Annotated in this window: 18 protein-coding genes; 13 read left to right on the top strand and 5 right to left on the bottom strand. The window is 72.2% G+C overall.

Annotation, left to right across the window (positions count from 1 at the left end):
* Positions 1-66: 66 nt before the first annotated feature.
* Positions 67-840, bottom strand: coding sequence for an SDR family oxidoreductase (locus tag BJ993_RS11045; protein WP_179648824.1), 774 nt, complete (start codon positions 838-840; stop codon positions 67-69).
* Between the two features lie 86 nt (positions 841-926).
* Here BJ993_RS11045 and BJ993_RS11050 point away from each other — a divergent pair, with 86 nt between their 5' ends.
* From BJ993_RS11050 to BJ993_RS11065, 4 genes are read left to right on the top strand one after another with little or no spacing between them, the layout of a single operon-like run.
* Positions 927-1,574 carry a PadR family transcriptional regulator gene (locus BJ993_RS11050; protein ID WP_179648826.1) on the top strand — a complete coding sequence of 216 codons (648 nt, stop codon included), beginning with the start codon at positions 927-929 and terminating at the stop codon, positions 1,572-1,574.
* On the top strand, positions 1,571-1,708 hold the full coding sequence (locus tag BJ993_RS11055) for a hypothetical protein (RefSeq protein WP_179648828.1): 138 nt from the start codon (positions 1,571-1,573) through the stop codon (positions 1,706-1,708). Before BJ993_RS11050 ends, BJ993_RS11055 begins: the two co-directional genes overlap by 4 nt.
* Positions 1,705-2,433 carry an ABC transporter ATP-binding protein gene (locus tag BJ993_RS11060; RefSeq protein ID WP_036543679.1) on the top strand — a complete coding sequence of 243 codons (729 nt, stop codon included), beginning with the start codon at positions 1,705-1,707 and terminating at the stop codon, positions 2,431-2,433. Before BJ993_RS11055 ends, BJ993_RS11060 begins: the two co-directional genes overlap by 4 nt.
* A complete protein-coding gene (locus BJ993_RS11065; protein WP_179648830.1) occupies positions 2,433-5,096 on the top strand; it encodes an ABC transporter permease in 2,664 nt (887 codons plus the stop codon). The genes BJ993_RS11060 and BJ993_RS11065 overlap by 1 nt, the downstream gene beginning before the upstream one ends.
* Positions 5,097-5,208: 112 nt before the next feature.
* Here the strand turns inward: BJ993_RS11065 and BJ993_RS11070 are convergent, their stop codons facing one another.
* The 4 genes from BJ993_RS11070 to BJ993_RS11085 are packed head-to-tail and all read right to left on the bottom strand — an operon-like array spanning position 5,209 to position 7,048.
* Complete coding sequence (locus BJ993_RS11070; protein WP_179648833.1) at positions 5,209-5,598, bottom strand: type II toxin-antitoxin system VapC family toxin; 390 nt, start codon at positions 5,596-5,598, stop codon at positions 5,209-5,211.
* Positions 5,595-5,840, bottom strand: a complete 246-nt coding sequence (locus BJ993_RS26580) for a type II toxin-antitoxin system Phd/YefM family antitoxin (protein WP_179648835.1) — start codon at positions 5,838-5,840, stop codon at positions 5,595-5,597. Before BJ993_RS26580 ends, BJ993_RS11070 begins: the two co-directional genes overlap by 4 nt.
* Positions 5,841-5,896: 56 nt before the next feature.
* Positions 5,897-6,691, bottom strand: coding sequence for a membrane protein insertase YidC (gene yidC / locus BJ993_RS11080; RefSeq protein ID WP_179648837.1), 795 nt, complete (start codon positions 6,689-6,691; stop codon positions 5,897-5,899).
* A 54-nt stretch (positions 6,692-6,745) separates the two neighbouring features.
* Positions 6,746-7,048 (bottom strand): hypothetical protein, encoded by a 303-nt coding sequence (locus BJ993_RS11085; RefSeq protein WP_179648839.1) that lies wholly within the window; start codon positions 7,046-7,048, stop codon positions 6,746-6,748.
* A gap of 84 nt (positions 7,049-7,132) precedes the next feature.
* On the opposite strand from BJ993_RS11085, the gene BJ993_RS11090 reads away from it, so the two are divergent.
* From BJ993_RS11090 to BJ993_RS11130, 9 genes are all read left to right on the top strand, one after another.
* A complete protein-coding gene (locus tag BJ993_RS11090; RefSeq protein WP_179648841.1) occupies positions 7,133-7,753 on the top strand; it encodes a TetR/AcrR family transcriptional regulator in 621 nt (206 codons plus the stop codon).
* On the top strand, positions 7,750-8,547 hold the full coding sequence (locus tag BJ993_RS11095; protein ID WP_179648843.1) for a TIGR03084 family metal-binding protein: 798 nt from the start codon (positions 7,750-7,752) through the stop codon (positions 8,545-8,547). Before BJ993_RS11090 ends, BJ993_RS11095 begins: the two co-directional genes overlap by 4 nt.
* Positions 8,544-10,271, top strand: coding sequence for an acyclic terpene utilization AtuA family protein (locus BJ993_RS11100; protein ID WP_179648845.1), 1,728 nt, complete (start codon positions 8,544-8,546; stop codon positions 10,269-10,271). Before BJ993_RS11095 ends, BJ993_RS11100 begins: the two co-directional genes overlap by 4 nt.
* 61 nt (positions 10,272-10,332) lie before the next feature.
* Positions 10,333-11,484 carry an acyl-CoA dehydrogenase family protein gene (locus tag BJ993_RS11105; protein WP_179648848.1) on the top strand — a complete coding sequence of 384 codons (1,152 nt, stop codon included), beginning with the start codon at positions 10,333-10,335 and terminating at the stop codon, positions 11,482-11,484.
* On the top strand, positions 11,484-11,969 hold the full coding sequence (locus BJ993_RS11110; RefSeq protein WP_179648850.1) for an SRPBCC family protein: 486 nt from the start codon (positions 11,484-11,486) through the stop codon (positions 11,967-11,969). Before BJ993_RS11105 ends, BJ993_RS11110 begins: the two co-directional genes overlap by 1 nt.
* Entirely contained in the window at positions 11,966-13,582 is a 1,617-nt protein-coding gene (locus BJ993_RS11115) for an acyl-CoA carboxylase subunit beta (protein ID WP_179648852.1), read from the top strand. The genes BJ993_RS11110 and BJ993_RS11115 overlap by 4 nt, the downstream gene beginning before the upstream one ends.
* 10 nt (positions 13,583-13,592) lie before the next feature.
* A complete protein-coding gene (locus BJ993_RS11120; RefSeq protein WP_179648854.1) occupies positions 13,593-15,563 on the top strand; it encodes an acetyl/propionyl/methylcrotonyl-CoA carboxylase subunit alpha in 1,971 nt (656 codons plus the stop codon).
* Positions 15,560-16,729, top strand: a complete 1,170-nt coding sequence (locus tag BJ993_RS11125; RefSeq protein ID WP_036543661.1) for an acyl-CoA dehydrogenase family protein — start codon at positions 15,560-15,562, stop codon at positions 16,727-16,729. The genes BJ993_RS11120 and BJ993_RS11125 overlap by 4 nt, the downstream gene beginning before the upstream one ends.
* Positions 16,730-16,887: 158 nt before the next feature.
* The gene (locus BJ993_RS11130) at positions 16,888-17,259 is read left to right on the top strand and encodes a PLD nuclease N-terminal domain-containing protein (protein WP_036543659.1); all 372 of its coding nucleotides are present in this window, start codon (positions 16,888-16,890) and stop codon (positions 17,257-17,259) included.
* Positions 17,260-17,285: the final 26 nt, after the last annotated feature.

A 17,285-nucleotide genomic window follows, 5' to 3' on the forward strand; every position in this document is an offset into this window, starting at 1 on the left:
TCGGAGGACCCATGGGGACAACCGGACCTCCGACCGGCCCGTCGAGCCGGAACAGGGCCGCCCGGCTCAGATGAGCTTCTTCAGCACGCCCAGCGGCGCGTGCTTCATCACCGGCGCCATCGCCGCCCACGGCAGCGGCGGCACGCAGGCGTCGGCGACCTCCTTCTCGATCGCGGCGACCATCGCCTGCACGCCCTTCTCGGTGGAGGACATCAGTGGCGTGGACTGCTCGACCTTGTCGTTCATCTCCGAGCGGATGTAGCCCGGGTAGAGCACCGTGACCTTGATCCTCTTCTGCAGCCTCGTCCCGTGCAGCTCGGTCCGCAGGCCCTCGGCGAGGTGGGCGACGCCGGCCTTGGTCGCGGCGTAGGTCGTCATCGCCGACGGCATCCCCCGCATCGCCGACATCGACGACACCATCACCAGGTGGCCGGCCTCCTGCGCCCGGAAGACCTCCATCGCGGCCTCGGTCTGCGCCAGGGCCCCGACGAAGTTGGTCATCGCGGTCTCGAGGTTGGCCTCGAACCGGCCGGTGCCGAGCCTCGCGCCCTTGCCGAGCCCGGCGTTGACGGCGACCCGGTCGAGCCGGCCGAGCTCGTCGCGCAGCTCGCCGAAGACGCGGAAGACCGCGGCGTGGTCGGTCACGTCGAGCGCGCGGATCGCCACCCGCCGCTCCGGGTGGGCCGCGAGGATCTCGGCGCGCAGCTCCTCGAGGCGCTCGGTACGACGGGCGGCCAGCGCGACGTCGTACCCCTTGGCGGCGAACTGGCGGCCCATCTCGGCGCCCAGGCCGCTGGAGGCACCGGTGATCAGGATCGTCTTCGCTCCGCCTGAGGTCATGCCGGGAGTGTGGCAGGGCTCGACAGCGCGAGGCATACCGGGTATACATGTCCATACCCGGTATGTATCCCATCGCGGAGGCACGAATGTCCGTCAAGCACGCACTCCTGGCGCTGCTCGAGCAGAAGCCCATGTACGGCTATCAGCTGCGCGTCGAGTTCGAGCAGCGCACCGGCACCACCTGGCCGCTGAACGTCGGGCAGGTCTACACGACCCTGACCCGGCTCGAGCGCGACGGCCTGGCGGCCGCCGAGGGCGAGGACGCCGAGGGCCACGTGGTCTACCGGATCACCGACGCCGGGCGGGCCGAGGTCGCGACCTGGTTCACGACGCCCGTCGCCCGCACCCAGCCCCCGCGTGACGAGCTGGCGATCAAGCTGGCCCTCGCGGTGACCGTGCCCGGCGTCGACGTCGGCACCGTCATCCAGCAGCAGCGCAGCGCGACGATGGCCGCGCTGCAGGACTACACCCGGCTCAAGCGGCAGGCCGGAGCCGCGACCGCGGCGGAGCCGGCCGACCTCGCGTGGAGCCTGGTGCTCGACTCGCTCGTCTTCGGCGCCGAGGCCGAGATCCGCTGGCTCGACCACTGCGAGGCGCGCCTGCGACGGGCGTCGCTCGAACTTGGACGACGAAACTCACGCCTGGACGATGAAACTTCGTCGTCCAACCGTGAGTTTCACCGGCCGGCCGGTGAAACTCCCACCTCGGGCGCGTCCGAGCGGAGCGCCCGATGATCGGCGGCCTCGTCGACCAGGCCCGGCGCCTCGACCGCGCCGAGCGCCGCTGGCTCGCCGACGCACGCGACCGGCTGCGTCGTACCCGCACCATCGCGGCGGTGGCCGCGACCACGAAGGAGACCGACCGATGAGCGCCACCGATGCCGTCCTGCGAATGGCCGACGTCAGCCGGGTCCACGGCTCCGGGGCCAACGAGGTGCACGCCCTGCGCGGGATCTCCTTCGCGGCGTACCCCGGCGAGCTGGTCGCCGTGATGGGTCCGTCCGGGTCCGGCAAGTCCACGCTGCTGACCCTCGCCGGCGGACTGGACCGGCCGACGTCCGGGACGGTGACGGTCGAGGGCACCGACCTCGACCGGCTCAGCCTCGACGGTCGCGCCCGGATGCGGCGTACGTCGATCGGCTACGTCTTCCAGGGCTTCAACCTGATCCCGGCGCTGACCGCCGCGGAGAACGTCGCCCTGCCCCGCGAGCTCGACGGCGCCTCCGCCAAGGAGGCGCGCGCCCAGGCGAGGCAGGCGCTGGAGGAGGTCGGGATCGGCGAGCTCGCCGACCGGTTCCCCGACGACATGTCCGGGGGCCAGCAGCAGCGGGTCGCGATCGCGCGGGCGGTCGTCGGCGAGCGGCGGCTGATCCTCGCCGACGAGCCCACCGGCGCGCTCGACACCGAGACCGGCGAGGAGATCCTGCGCCTGCTGCGCGCCCGCTGCGACGCCGGCGCGGCCGGGGTCCTGGTGACCCACGAGGCCCGCCACGCGGCGTGGGCGGACCGGGTGGTCTTCCTGCGCGACGGCGTCGTGATCGACGAGAGCGGTTCGGCCCCGGTCGAGCTGCTCACCGAGACCGCGGTTAGCTGATGGGTACGACGAGCGGCGGCTGGCGGGTCGCGCTGCGCCTCGCCCGCCGCGAGGCGTGGCGGCGCAAGGGCCAGACCGCGTTGATGCTGGTGCTGATCTGCCTCCCGGTGGTCGCCGTGACGGCGGCCGCCATCGTGTGGCGGACCCAGGACGTGTCGAGTGTCGAGGGCATCGACCGGCGGATCGGGGCCGCCGATGTCATGGTCGAGGCGACGGTCTCCTCCCGGATCGCCCAGAGCTTCGACCCGGAGCAGGCGAGTGGCTGGTTCGGCGACACGCTCGACGAGCCGGTCGGGCTCGACGAGGTGCTCGCGGTGCTCGGACCGGACCGGCACGCGATCCCCTTCGGCAGGGACTCCGTCGAGTTCCGGACCGAGAAGGGCCTCGGCTCCCTCGAGACCCTCGACACCGACCTCGCCGACCCGCTGGCCGACGGTCTGGTGGACCCGGTCGAGGGCAAGTACCCACCGGGACCGGGCGAGGTGGTGGTCAACCAGGCCGTCGTCGACCGGGGCCCGGGCATCGGCGACACCCTGACCGTGGTGCGCAAGACGCCCGAGGGCGAGGAGACCGTCGACCTCGAGATCGTCGGCATCGCCGAGAACGCGTGGAACACCGGCACCGATTTCGCCGCCGGCTCCCCCGGGGCGTTCGGCACGAGCCCCGACCCGACCCGGCGGTGGCTGGTCGGGGGTGGTCCGGTCGACTGGGACCAGGTCCGCGCCCTCAACGACATCGGCGCGATGGCGACCTCGCGGGCCGTGCTGCAGGATCCGCCGCCCGACTCCGCGCTGCCCCCGGAGATGCAGCACCTCGACGAGTCCGTCGACCAGCTGACGATCACGATCCTCGCGCTGGTCGTGGTGATGGTGCTGCTCGAGGTCGTGCTCCTCGCCGGACCGGCCTTCGCCGTACGCGCCAAGGCGCAGGCGCACGCCCTCGCCCTCGTCGGGGCCGCGGGAGGTACGCCGCGCCAGGCGCGCCGCACCGTGCTGGCGTCCGGCGTGGTCATCGGGACCGTCGGAGGTGTCCTCGGGGTGGTGCTCGGAGTGGCGACCGGTGCCCTCGCCGTGCCTGTCTTCCAGTCCTTCGACAGCTCCCGCTTCGGCCCGTTCGACGTGCCGTGGCCGTTGCTGGCCGTGGTGGCGGCCTTCGGCTTCCTCTCGGCGGTGCTGGCCGCCGTGGTGCCGGCCGCCAGCGCCTCGAAGCAGGACGTCGTCGCCGTGCTGGCGGGACGCCGGGGCGAGGGCCGCCCCTCGGTCAGGTCCCCGATCCTCGGCCTCGTGCTGCTGGGCGGCGGCATCGCCGGTGCGGTCGCGGGTGCCGGTGCCTCCACCGGCGCCGGCGCCAACGACCTCGGTGCGGTGCTGATCGCCGGGTCGGCCCTGGTCTCCGTGGTCGGCATGATCCTCGTCGTCCCGGTCGCCGTCGCGCTCGTCGCCCGGCTGGCCGCGCGCCTGCCCCTGGCCCTGCGCTTCGCGGCCCGCGACGCCGCCCGGCACCGCACCCGCACCGTCCCGGCGGTGGCCGCGGTCGGTGCGACCGTGGCCGGTGTGGTCGCGCTCGGCATCGCGGTGAGCAGCCAGGAGGCCGCCAACGCGGCGAGCTACCACCCGCAGCTCCCCGACGGCTACGGCTCGCTGGCGCTGTCTCCCGACACCGACCTGGACGCGGTGCGCAGCGTCCTGGCCCGCAGCGTCCGGGCCGACCAGGTCGTCGAGGTCCAGGGCGTGGAGACCTCGACGGAGGGGAGCGAGGTGGAGATCGAGTTCAGCCAGGGCGGCGAGCCCCTGTCGCTGTCGTACTGGTCGACCCTGGGGTCTCCCTACGCGGTCAGCTCCGAGGTGCCCGACTACATCGAGCTCCCGGCGGCCGAGCGGCGACGGGCGGACGCCGTCCTCGCCGACGGCGGCCTCGTCCTGCTGCACGACGACCAGTCGACGGACGACGGCATCGCGACGCCGGTGCTCGACGGCGACCACCTCACGGTCGACGTCCGGCGCTGGACCTACCCCGACGGCGAGGAGGGCCAGGCGGAGGACGTCGCGAAGAGCGACGCTCCTGCCGTCGTCATCCCGACCGGGCGGGCGGCGCCCTCGGTCGCCCTGTTCTCACCGCGGCTGGTCAAGCAGCTCCACCTGACCACGGCCGTCGTCGGCGTCCTGGTCAGGGGGCCGATCAGCGGCGAGGCGCAGAAGGACATCACCGAGGCGATGGCGGCGCTGCCCGACGGCCCGTACTTCTACGTCGAGCGCGGCTACCAGCCGGACGAAGCCGTCCGGATCATCCAGGGCGTGCTGGCCGCCCTGGGCGGGATCCTGATGCTCGGCGGCACGCTGACGGCGACCTTCCTCGCCCTCTCCGACGCCCGGCCCGACCTCGCCACGATGGCCGCGGTGGGAGCCCGGCCACGGACCCGCCGTGGCGTGGCAGCGGCGTACGCGCTCGTCGTGGGCAGCATCGGGGCCCTGCTGGGAGCGCCCGTCGGGTTCATCCCCGGCATCGCGATCAGCCACCCCCTGACCGAGGGCAGCGGGGTCGCGTCGCTCGACGTGCCCTGGCTGCTCATCGCGGTGGTCGTGGTCGGGCTGCCGCTGCTCACCGCGGCCGCCGTGGGGGCGTGCGCGCGCGGCCGGCTGCCGCTGACGGCGCGGATCGACTAGCGTCGCGGCGCATGGCGCCGCATCGGCGTCGTACGTCGCGCCGATCGTCGCGCTCGCTGAGCAGTGCGCGGCCACGCCGGGGTCGGAGCTCCACGTCGACGGCGACTGACGCTCAGCTCCAGCGCGTTCTCACGTCGTCGAAGGAGCGGATGGCATCGTCGTCGGTCAGCAAGGTCAGGCCTTCGAGCTGGGCTTGAGCGACGAGCATCCGGTCGAACGGGTCGCGATGGGACCAGGACATCGCGCCGGCTCGGGCCATGTGCGCGACCGACAGTGGCAGTTCAGCTGCCTGGACGTTGCGCAGCAGTCGCTGCCAGCCGTCGAGCACCTGCGTGCCGCCGGGCAGCCGGCCGAGCCGGGTCTTCTGGGCAATCTCGTAGGCGGACGCGGCGGAGACATGGCGTTCGGCTGCCGAGCCGAGCAGCTCGCGCTCGTCGGGCCCGAGCCGGGAGCTGTCGCTCGCGAGCCACAGCAGGACGTGGGTGTCGAGCAGGAGCCTCACGCGCCGCTCTCCGAGGCTGCGCCCTCCCACGCCGCGATCTCCGCCTCCGGGAGGGGGGCGAAGAACCTTTCGTCGACCTCGACGTCGTAGCCCCCGTAGACGAGGTCAACCCGCTGCAGCGGACGCAGCTCGGCGATCGGCTTGCCGGCCCGAGCGATGATCACGGACTCGCCGGCCTCGACCGACTTCAGGAGCTCCGACAACCGGGTCTTGGCGTCCTGCACGTTCACGGTGGTGGGCACGAGGCCATCGTACTTCGATGAGACCAGGTTGACCAGACCAAGATGACCAACAAGGCTCACCGCCGCTGCGCCGCCGGCGACCCCGGCGTCGGGAACCACCGCCAGATGACCGCGGCCTGGCCGCAGGTCCACAGCCCGCTCATCACCCAGTAGGCCAGCAGCGCGACCGGCGCGACGCCACCCGCCATCAGCATCCCGCCCGCGGAGAGCAGCGGGGCGAGCCGCTGGGCGCTGACCATGGCCTCGGGCATGCCGTCGGTGACGGTGTTCGGCGCGACGAGGTGGCGCTGGGTGACGAGGCTGACCAGCGCGGCGGTGCCGGCGAGGCCGGCGACGACGGCGAGGTGGGTGCCCCCGCCGGCGTACCCGTGGGCGGCGAGGGGGACGCCGAGGACGGTCGCGGCGCCGAAGGACGCGACGAGTGCGGGGGTGAGCGCGCCGACCGCCGTGCCGCCCGCGACCCGGGCGAGCAGGTGGTAGAGCGCCATCCAGACCGGGATCTGCACCAGCGTCGGCAGGCAGCCGAGCCGGGAGACGCCGTGCTCCTCGCCCAGGCGGCGGCGCTCCTCGAGGAAGGTGCGCATGGTGTCGGGGTCGCGGTTGGCGATCTTCTCGCGGTACTCCTCGCTCAGTCGCTGCAGGTGCGGCCGGGCGCGGGCCCCGGCGTGGGCCTGGCGGACCCCGCGGACCACGAGTGGCAGTAGCGCGAGGCGGACGAGGACGACGACGCCGGCGATGCTGAGCAGCCAGGTGCCTGCCCCGTCGGGGTCGGCGCCGAGGGCGGTGACGGCGGAGTGGGCGGTGGCGACGACGCCCGCGAGGGCATGGGACAGCGGGTCGAGCACGGACATGGCGGAGCTCCTGGGAAGGGAAGGGGAGGGGTCGTGGCTCGCACGAAGCGAGCGTCAGACCGTCCCGGGAGCGCGCGGGCGCACGGGGTGCCGGACCGGGTCCGTCACCAGCGAGGCGAGCGCCGGCACCGGCTGGCGGCTGCCCGGCCAGGTGGCCGGCCGGAGGGCGAGGATGCCGCCGGCCATCGTACCGACGAGGGCGGCGACGGCCATCGCGAGCATCGCGATGCCGGCGGCCAGCGGGGCGTCGGTGCCCATCGCGAGCAGCGTCGAGGAGAGCGCCGTGAGCAGGCCGACCAGCAGGGCAGTGACGAGCGCGGACGCGCGCGCCGTGTGCCGGTGGCCGGTGCTGCTCATGCGCCGATCGTACGGGGCCACTGTCCACCAGATCACTTAAAGTCAGTCTTGACTGTTTGTTAGTCGGGGCACCATGCTGGCCCCATGTCCGCCACCGCCCGCGTGCCGCAGGAGGAGCGCACCCGCGCCATGCGGCAGCGGCTGATGGAGGCGACCGTCGACCTGCTGGTCGAGAAGGGCTTCAGCGGTACGACGACCACGCTGGTCTCGGAGCGCGCGGGCGTCAGCCGCGGCGCCCAGCTGCACCACTTCCCCACGAAGAACGACCTCGTCGTCGCGGCCGTCGCCCACCTGACGGAGATCCGCGGCTCCGACCTCGAGGCCGCCGTCGCCCGCCTCCCCGAGGGCAGCGGGCGCATCGAGGCCGTCGTCCAGATGCTCGGCGACCACTTCGCCTCGCCGGTCTTCACCGCGGCGCTCGAGCTGTGGGTCGCGGCCCGCACCGACGCGACCCTGCACGAGGCGGTCGCGCCCCTGGAGCAGCGGGTCGGCCGCGAGACCCACCGGCTCACCGTCGAGCTGCTCGGCGCCGACGAGTCGGTGCCCGGCGTGCGCGAGCTCGTCCAGGCGACCCTCGACCTGGTCCGCGGCCTCGGCCTGGCCAACACGCTCGGCGACGACGCCCGTCGGCGCCGCAGGATCCTCAAGGAGTGGTCGCGCTCGCTGGAGTCGGCGCTCGCCCGTGATCAGAAGGAGAAGCCATGAGTGTCCTCGACGACGTCCTCGCCGACCTGGCCGCCGAGGGCGACCAGCTCCGCGCCGCCGTGGCCGGCCTCGACGCGGACGGCTGGCGCACCCTGACGCCCGCCGAGGGCTGGGACGTGGCCACCACGATCGCCCACCTGTTGTGGACCGACGAGGTCGCCGTGCTCGCCGCCGGGTCGCTGACCGACGAGGGCAAGCAGGCGTGGGACGCCGTCGTACTCCTGGCGATCGAGGACCCGACCGGGTTCGTCGACAAGGAGGCGCTGCGCATCGGCGAGCTCCCCGCCGACGAGCTGCTCGCCCGCTGGGACGCCGCCCGGCCCGCGCTTGTCGAGGCGCTGAAGGCCTACCCCGAGGGCCTCAAGATGCCGTGGTTCGGCCCGCCGATGTCGCCGACGTCGATGGCGACCGCGCGGTTCATGGAGACCTGGGCCCACTCCCTCGACGTGTACGACGCCCTCGGCACCCGTCCGGAGGTGACCGACCGGATCCGCCACGTCGCCCACATCGGCGTGCGCACCCGCAACTTCTCCTACGCCAACAACGGCCTCGAGGCTCCGGCTGAGGAGTTCCGCGTCGAGCTGACGGCGCCCAGCGGCGCGACCTGGACCTGGGGCCCGGAGGACGCTCCCCAGAAGGTCACCGGCTCGGCGTACGACTTCTGCCAGCTGGTCACCCAGCGGGTGCACCGTGACGACACCGACCTGGTGGCCGTCGGCGACGACGCCGAGAAGTGGCTCACCATCGCGCAGGCGTTCGCCGGTCCGGCGGGCGGCGGAAGGGATCCCCGATGACCACACCCATCAAGGTCGCCAACTGCAGCGGCTTCTACGGCGACCGGCTCTCGGCACTGAAGGAGCAGCTGGAGGGTGGCGACGTCGACGTCATCACCGGCGACTACCTCGCCGAGCTGACCATGCTGATCCTGGGCATGGACACGCTGCGCGACGCCGACCTCGGCTACGCACGCACCTTCCTCAAGCAGCTCGAGGGCACCCTCGGCCTCGCGATCGACAAGGGCGTCAAGATCGTCACCAACGCCGGTGGCCTCAACCCGGCCGGCCTCGCGACGCAGGTGCAGAAGCTCGCCGCCGAGCTCGGTGTCGACGCCAAGGTCGCCCATGTCGAGGGCGACGACCTGCGCTCGGCCAACCTGTTCGAGGGGGCGCTGACGGCCAACGCCTACCTCGGCGCGTTCGGCATCGCCTCCGCCCTGACCCGTGGCGCCGACATCGTCGTCACCGGGCGCGTGACCGACGCCAGCGTCGTCGTCGGTCCCGCGATCGCCCACCACGGCTGGACCCCCGAGTCGTACGACGCCCTGGCCGGCGCCGTCGTCGCGGGCCACGTCATCGAGTGCGGCACCCAGGCGACCGGTGGCAACTTCTCCGGCTTCACCGACCTGTTCCGCGCCGGTGCCCCGATGACGAAGCCGCTGGGTTTCCCCATCGCCGAGATCGCCGCCGACGGCAGCAGCATCATCACCAAGCACGACGGCACGGGCGGTGCGGTCACCGTCGACACCGTCACCGCGCAGCTGCTCTACGAGATCCAGACCACGCGCTACCTCAACCCCGATGTCACCACCCACCTCGACTCCGTCCGGCTCCGCGACGCCGGCCCGGACCGGGTCGAGATCTCCGGCGTCACCGGCAGCGCGCCGCCCGAGCAGCTCAAGGTCGCGGTCAACACGCTCGGCGGCTACCGCAACCAGGTGGAGTTCGTGCTGACCGGGCTCGACATCGACGCCAAGGCGGAGTGGCTGCGCAGCCAGCTCGACCCGCAGCTGACGGCCGCCGACGTGACCTGGACCCAGACGCCCGCCCGCGGCGGCGACTCCGACACCGAGGAAGGCGCGTCGGTGATCCTGCGCTGCATTGGCAAGGACCCCGAGGCCGGCCCGCTCGGCAAGCCGTTCACCGGCCCGGCCGTCGAGCTCGCGCTCGCCAGCTACCCCGGCTTCACGATGACCACCCCGCCGCAGAAGCCCAGCCCGTTCGGCATCTACAGGCCCGAGTACGTCGACCGGTCGGCCGTCGAGCACACGGTCGTCCACCACGACGGCACCCGCGAGGTGATCGCCGACCCGACCACCTTCGCCGGCCCGGCCGAGCTCGACCCCGAGCTCGGGAAGCGGCCGTCGCCGTACCCCGCGCCGGCGGACACGATCACCCGCCGCATGCCGTTGGGGAGCTTCGTGCACGCCCGCTCCGGCGACAAGGGCGGTGACGCCAACCTCGGCCTGTGGGTGAAGAACGACGGCTCGCCGAAGTACGAGGCGCGGGTCCAGTGGCTCGCGAAGATCGTCAAGGACCGCAAGGTCCGCGAGCTCGTGCCCGAGGCGAAGGACCTCGACGTCGACGTCTACGTGCTGCCCAACCTGGGCGCCGTGAACATCGTGATCCACGGCCTGCTCGGCGACGGCGTCGCCGCGTCCACGCGCTTCGACCCGCAGGCCAAGGGCCTGGGCGAGTGGGTCCGCAGCCGCATCGTCCACATCCAGGAGGACCTTCTATGAATCACCCCACGAACTTCTCCTCCCCCGCTGCGCTCCTCCGGACAAGTTCGCGGGGACCCCGATGAGTACCTTCAACCACGGCTGGACGCCCGAGCAGCTGGCGCTGAAGCAGAGCGCGATCGAGTTCACCCGGCGGGAGGTGACGCCGCACCTCGACCAGTGGGAGAAGGACGGCGAGCTGCCCCGCGAGCTGCAGAAGAAGCTCGCCCACGCGGGCCTGCTCGGCGTCGGCGTCCCGGAGGAGGTCGGCGGCGACGGCGGCACCCTGCTCGACATCTGCGCGGCCCAGGAGGGCTTCATGGAGGCCGGGTGGTCCGGCGGCGCGATGGCGAGCGCGTTCACCCACGGCATCGCGATCCCGCACATCATCCAGAACGGCTCCCAGGAGCTCATCGACACCTGGGTCCGCCCGACGCTGAGCGGCGACCTGATCGGGTCGATGGCCGTCACCGAGCCGGGCACCGGCTCCGACGTCGCCAGCATCAGCACCCGCGCGGTCCGCGACGGCGACCACTGGGTGATCAACGGCGCGAAGACGTTCATCACCTCCAGCGTCCGCGGCGACTTCGTGACGACGGCCGTGCGCACCGGCGAGGCCGGCGCGCACGGCATCTCGATGATCGTCGTACCCAAGGGGACGCCGGGCTTCACCGTCTCCCGCAAGCTCGACAAGATGGGCTGGCTGGCGTCCGACACCGGCGAGCTGTCGTACGTCGACGTGCGGGTCCCGGTCGGCAACCTGGTCGGCCAGGAGAACCACGGCTTCTACTACATCGCCGAGAACTTCGTGACCGAGCGGATCTTCCTCGCGCTGATGGGCTACGGCCACGCGATGCGCTGCCTGGCCCTGTCGGTGCAGTACTGCAAGGACCGCGAGACCTTCGGCAAGCCGCTGGTGAAGAACCAGGTCGTGCGGGCCAAGCTGGTCGAGATGCACCGCCAGGTGGCGGTCGCCCGCGGCTACACCCTCGAGGTCGCGCAGCGGTACGTCGCCGGCGAGAACGTCATCGCCGAGGCCTGCCTCGCCAAGCAGACCGCCGTCGACACCGCCGTGTGGGTGGCCGACCAGGCCGTCCAGCTGCACGGCGGCATGGGCTACATGCGCGAGTCCGAGGTCGAGCGGCACTACCGCGACGTCCGGCTGCTGCCGATCGGTGGAGGCGCGACGGAGGTCCTCACCGACCTCGCGGCCAAGCTGCTGGGGTACTCCTGATGAGCCTCCTCAAGCCGCTCGGCGGCGAGGTGAGCGTGCACATGAAGGCGCCGGTCGAGGACGTGTGGGCGCTGGTCAGCGACGTGACCCGGATCGGGGAGTTCTCCCCCGAGACCTTCGAGGCGCAGTGGACCCACGGCGCGACCGGCCCCGCGGTCGGTGCGCGCTTCAAGGGGCACGTGAAGCGCAACGGCGTCGGGCCCGTCTACTGGACGCCCTGCACCGTCACGAAGTGCGTCGAGCCGGGCAGCAACGGCCAGGCGGTCTTCGAGTTCGCCGTCGGCCTCGACGACAACGCCATCAACACGTGGGGCTACCGGATGGCTCCGGAGAACGGCGGCACCCGCGTCACCGAGTACTTCCGGCTCACCCCGGCCTGGTACATCCGCGGCTACTGGCTCCTCCTGGGCCGGCTGCGCAGCAAGACCAACGAGCGCGGCATGCGCACGACCCTCGAGAGGATGAAGGCGGTGGTGGAGGCATGACCACGACGGAGACCGAGGCGGTCGCGGAGGAGCAGACGCCCGAGCAGCTGCGGCGTACGGCCATGGAGGAGAAGCTCGCCTCGCTGCACGCCGAGCAGGCCAAGGCGGTCGAGGCCGGCGGCAAGTACATCGCCCGCCACAAGGAGCGCGGCAAGCTCACCGCCCGCGAGCGGATCGAGCTGCTCGTCGACGAGGGCTCTGCCTTCCTGGAGCTGATGCCGCTGGCCGGCTGGGGCAGCGACTTCGCGGTCGGGGCCTCGCTCGTCACGGGCATCGGCGTCGTCGAGGGCGTCGAGTGCATGATCATCGCCAACGACCCCACGGTGAAGGGCGGCGCCCTCAACCCCTGGTCGCTGAAGAAGTCCTTCCGGGCGGCCGAGATCGCCGAGAAGAACTTCCTCCCGTCGATCAACCTCACCGAGTCGGGCGGCGCCGACCTCCCCACCCAGAAGGAGATCTTCATCCCCGGTGGGCGCGGCTTCCGCGACCTGACCCGGTCCAGCGCCCGCAAGCAGCCCACCATCTCGGTGGTCTTCGGCAACTCGACCGCGGGCGGCGCCTACGTCCCCGGCATGAGCGACTACGTGATCATGGTCAAGGAGCAGGCCAAGGTCTTCCTGGCCGGCCCGCCGCTGGTGAAGATGGCGACCGGCGAGGAGTCCGACGACGAGACCCTCGGCGGCGCCGAGATGCACTCGCGGATCTCCGGCTCCTCCGACTTCCTCGCGGTCGACGAGTACGACGCCATCCGGCTCGCCCGTCGTACCGTCGCCCGGCTCAACTGGCGCAAGGCCGGGACGCCGCCGGCGGTCGACTACGCCGAGCCGGACCTCGACCCCGAGGACCTGCTCGACCTGATCCCGACCGACCTCAAGGAGCCCTTCGACCCGCGCGAGGCGATCCTGCGCATCGTCGACGGCACGAGCGCCGGCAACGGCCAGCCCTTCGACGAGTTCAAGCCGCTCTACGGCTCGGCGCTGTGCGTCGGCTGGGCGCAGATCCACGGCCACCCGGTCGGCATCCTCGCCAACGCGCGCGGCGTGCTGATGAGCGAGGAGGCCCAGAAGGCCGCCCAGTTCATCCAGCTGGCCAACCAGAAGGACACGCCGCTGCTCTTCCTGCACAACACGACCGGCTACATGGTCGGCGCCGAGTACGAGCAGGGCGGCATCATCAAGCACGGCGCGATGATGATCAACGCGGTCTCCAACTCGAAGGTGCCGCACCTGACGGTGATCATGGGTGCGTCGTACGGCGCCGGCAACTACGGCATGAACGGCCGCGCCTACGACCCGCGCTTCCTCTTCACCTGGCCGTCCGCGAAGTCCTCGGTCATGGGCCCCGCGCAGCTGGCCGGCGTGCTCGAGATCGTCGCGCGCGAGTCCGCGGAGAAGAAGGGCCAGCCCTTCGACGCCGAGGGCTTTGCGGGCATCAAGGAGATGGTCGAGCAGCAGATCGAGGAGCAGTCGCTGCCCTACGTCCTCTCCGGGATGGTGTACGACGACGGCGTCATCGACCCGCGCGACACCCGGACGGTCCTGGGCATCTGCCTGTCCGTCATCGACAACCAGCCGATCGAGGGCGCCATGAACTTCGGCGTCTTCCGCATGTAGGGGCGAGCCGATGATCACCCGAATCCTTGTGGCCAACCGCGGCGAGATCGCCCGCCGCGTCTTCCGTACCGCCCGCCGCCTCGGCATCGAGACGGTGGCGGTCCACTCCGACGCCGACGCGGGCCTGCCCTTCGTGCGGGAGGCGGACGCCGCCGTACGGCTGCCGGGGAACACGCCGGCCGAGACCTACCTGCGCGGCGAGCTCGTCATCGAGGCGGCGCGGAGGTCCGGCGCGGACGCCATCCACCCCGGCTACGGCTTCCTGTCCGAGAACGCGGCGTTCGCCCGGCAGGTCGCCGACGCGGGCCTGACCTGGATCGGCCCCGACCCGGACTCGATCGACCGGATGGGCTCGAAGATCGAGTCCAAGAAGCTGATGGAGGCCGCGGGCGTCCCCGTCCTCGGCAACCTCACCGTCGACACCGCGACCGAGGACGACCTGCCGCTGCTGGTCAAGGCGTCGGCCGGCGGCGGCGGCCGCGGCATGCGCGTCGTCCGGGCGCTGTCCGACCTCGCGGGCGAGGTCGAGAAGGCGTCGTCCGAGGCGGAGTCGGCGTTCGGCGACGGCACCGTCTTCGTCGAGCCCTACGTCGAGCGGGGCCGCCACGTCGAGGTCCAGGTCGTCGGCGACGGCAAGGGCGGCGTGCTGGTGTTCGGCGAGCGCGACTGCTCGCTGCAGCGCCGCCACCAGAAGGTCGTCGAGGAGGCTCCCGCGCCGGGGCTCACCGAGGAGGTCGCGGAGGCGCTGCACGACGCCGCCCGCAAGGCCGCCGAGGCGATCGACTACCGCGGTGCCGGCACCGTCGAGTTCCTCTACGACGCCGACACAGAGCGCTTCTACTTCCTCGAGATGAACACCCGCCTCCAGGTCGAGCACCCTGTCACCGAGCAGGTGTACGGCGTCGACCTGGTCGAGCTGCAGGTCGCCGTCGCCGAGGGCCGGCCGCTGCCCGCCGTCGACCCGCAGCCGGAGGGCCACGCCATCGAGGTGCGCCTCTACGCCGAGGACCCCGCGGCCGACTACGCCCCGCAGACCGGGCGCCTGCTGGAGCTGGAGCTGGAGCACGACGACACGTTCGCGCTCGACGGGTTCGGCATCCGGCTGGACACCGGCTTCGAGTCGGGCGACGAGGTCGGCACCTTCTACGACGCGATGCTGTCGAAGGTGATCGCCTGGGCACCGACCCGCGAGCAGGCGGCGCGGGCCCTCGCCCGGACGCTCGAGAGGGCGCGGATCCACGGCCTCACCACCAACCGCGACCAGCTGGTCGCGTCGCTGCGGCACCCGGCCTTCCTCGACGTCACCGGCGTGGCCACGTCCTTCTACGGCGACCACCCCGAGACGCTCCAGCCGCCGACCGACGACGACCTGCTGCCCCTCGTGGGCGCGGTCGCGCTCGCCGAGCACCGACGCCTCGGCGCCAAGGTGCAGTCGCGGATCCCCGCCGGCTTCCGCAACGTCGACGCCGGGCCGCGCACGACGCGGCTCGGTGTGGGCGCCGAGGAGGTCGAGGTCCGCTGGTACGGCGGCCGCGACGGCTACCGCAGCGCCGACCGCGACGACGTGGTGGTCGTCAGCGCGACGCCGCACGAGGTCGTCGTGGAGCTCGACGGGGTGACCCGCCGCTACGACGTGCGGGTCCTGGAGACGGCCGTGCTCGTGGACGGCCCGCGGGGTGGCGCCACCCTCCGGATCGTGCCGCGCTTCGTCGACCCCTCGACGCAGGTCGCCGCGGGCTCCCTGCTCGCGCCGATGCCGGGCAGCGTGATCGCGGTCCGCGCGGCGGTCGGCGACGTCGTACAGGAAGGGCAGGCCATCCTCGTGATGGAGGCCATGAAGATGCAGCACACCATCGCGGCGCCCTACGCGGGCACCGTCACCGAGCTGTCGGCGAGCGCCGGGCAGCAGGTCGAGGCGGGCGTCGTGCTCGCCATCGTGGAGCCCGCCGAGGCGGCCGGCTCGGAGGAGGAGAACCGATGACCCAGACCATGTTCACCGAGCCGGAGGAGCGCGTCGCCCTGCGCGAGGCGGTCAAGAAGCTGGCCGGCAAGTACGGCCGCGAGTACGTCGAGAAGCAGGCCCGCGAGGGCGGCAAGATGACCGAGATGTGGCTCGAGATGGGCCAGAACGGCTTCCTCGGCGTCAACATCCCCGAGGAGTACGGCGGCGGTGGCGGCGGCATGTCCGATCTGGCGGCCGTGCTCGAGGAGTCCGCCGCGGCCGGTGCGCCGCTGCTGATGATGGTCGTCTCACCGGCGATCTGCGGCTCGATCATCGCCCGCTGCGGCACCGAGGAGCAGAAGCAGCGCTGGCTCCCGTCGATCGCCGACGGCACCCACCTGATGGCCTTCGGCATCACCGAGGCCGACGCCGGCTCGAACTCCCACCAGATCACCACCACCGCCACCCGCGACGGCGACCACTGGGTGCTCAAGGGCCAGAAGACGTTCATCTCCGGCGTCGACGAGGCCCAGTCGGTGCTCATCGTCTCGCGCACCGAGGACGCCAAGACCGGCAAGCTCAAGCCGGCCCTGTTCGTCGTACCGACGGATGCCGAGGGCTTCACCAAGCAGGTCATCCCGATGTCGTGGCAGGCGCCGGAGAAGCAGTTCACCCTCTTCCTCGACGACGTCCGGGTCCCCGTCGACGCGCTCGTCGGCGACGAGGACGGCGGCCTGTGGCAGCTCTTCGCCGGCCTCAACCCCGAGCGGATCATGGGCGGCGCCATGTCGTGCGGCCTCGCCCGCTTCGCCCTCGACAAGGCGGTCGCCTACGCCAAGGAGCGCTCGGTCTGGAAGGACCAGCCCATCGGCGCCCACCAGGGCATCGCGCACCCGCTGGCCAAGGTGAAGATCGAGCTCGAGCAGGCCCGCCTGCTCTGGCAGAAGGCCGCCGCGCTGTACGACGCCGGCGACGACTTCACCGCCGGCGAGTACGCCAACATGGCCAAGTACGCCGGCGGCGAGGTCGCCTGCAACGCCACTGACGTCGCCGTCCACACCCACGGCGGCAACGGGCTCACCCAGGAGTACGGCCTGGGCAACATGCTGGTCGCAGCACGGCTGGGGCGGATCGCGCCGGTCAGCCGGGAGATGATCCTCAACTTCGTGGCGATGCACTCGCTGGGGCTGCCGAAGAGCTACTGAGAAGCCGTTGGGAGTTTCACCGGCCGGCCGGAGAAACTCACGGTTGGACGATGAAGTTTCGTCGTCCAACCGTGAGTTTCGTCGTTCAAGCACGCGAGTTTCACCGGCCGGCCGGTGAAACTGGCACGAGCCCGCCCGCCAACAGGCATGATCCCGCCATGCGTTTCCTGCCCTTCGCCCTCGTCGGCCTGCTCTGGCTCTACTGCCTCGTCGAGGTGATCACCTCCCGCGAGGACAGCGTGCGCAACCTCGCGAAGTCGTGGTGGCTGCTGATCGTGCTGTTCTTCCCGCTCGCGGGCTCGATCGCGTGGATCATCGCCGGGCGTCCGCAGCACGAGCGGCCGCTGACCCGCGGCCAGGGCGCGGCGCCGGGCTTCCCCGAGTACGAGCGGCGGGGTCGGTTCGCGGCGGCCGACCCGGAGAAGGACGAGGACTTCCTGCGCAAGGTCCGCGAGCGGGCCGAGGAGCAGCGGCGCCGGTACGAGGCCCAGCGGCGCGACGAGGAGCGCCGGGAGCAGCAGGGCGACTAGCTCGTCCCACGGCGAGGGGCCCCGCG

The sequence above is a fragment of the Nocardioides aromaticivorans genome (assembly GCF_013408525.1).
GTDB lineage: Bacteria > Actinomycetota > Actinomycetes > Propionibacteriales > Nocardioidaceae > Nocardioides > Nocardioides aromaticivorans.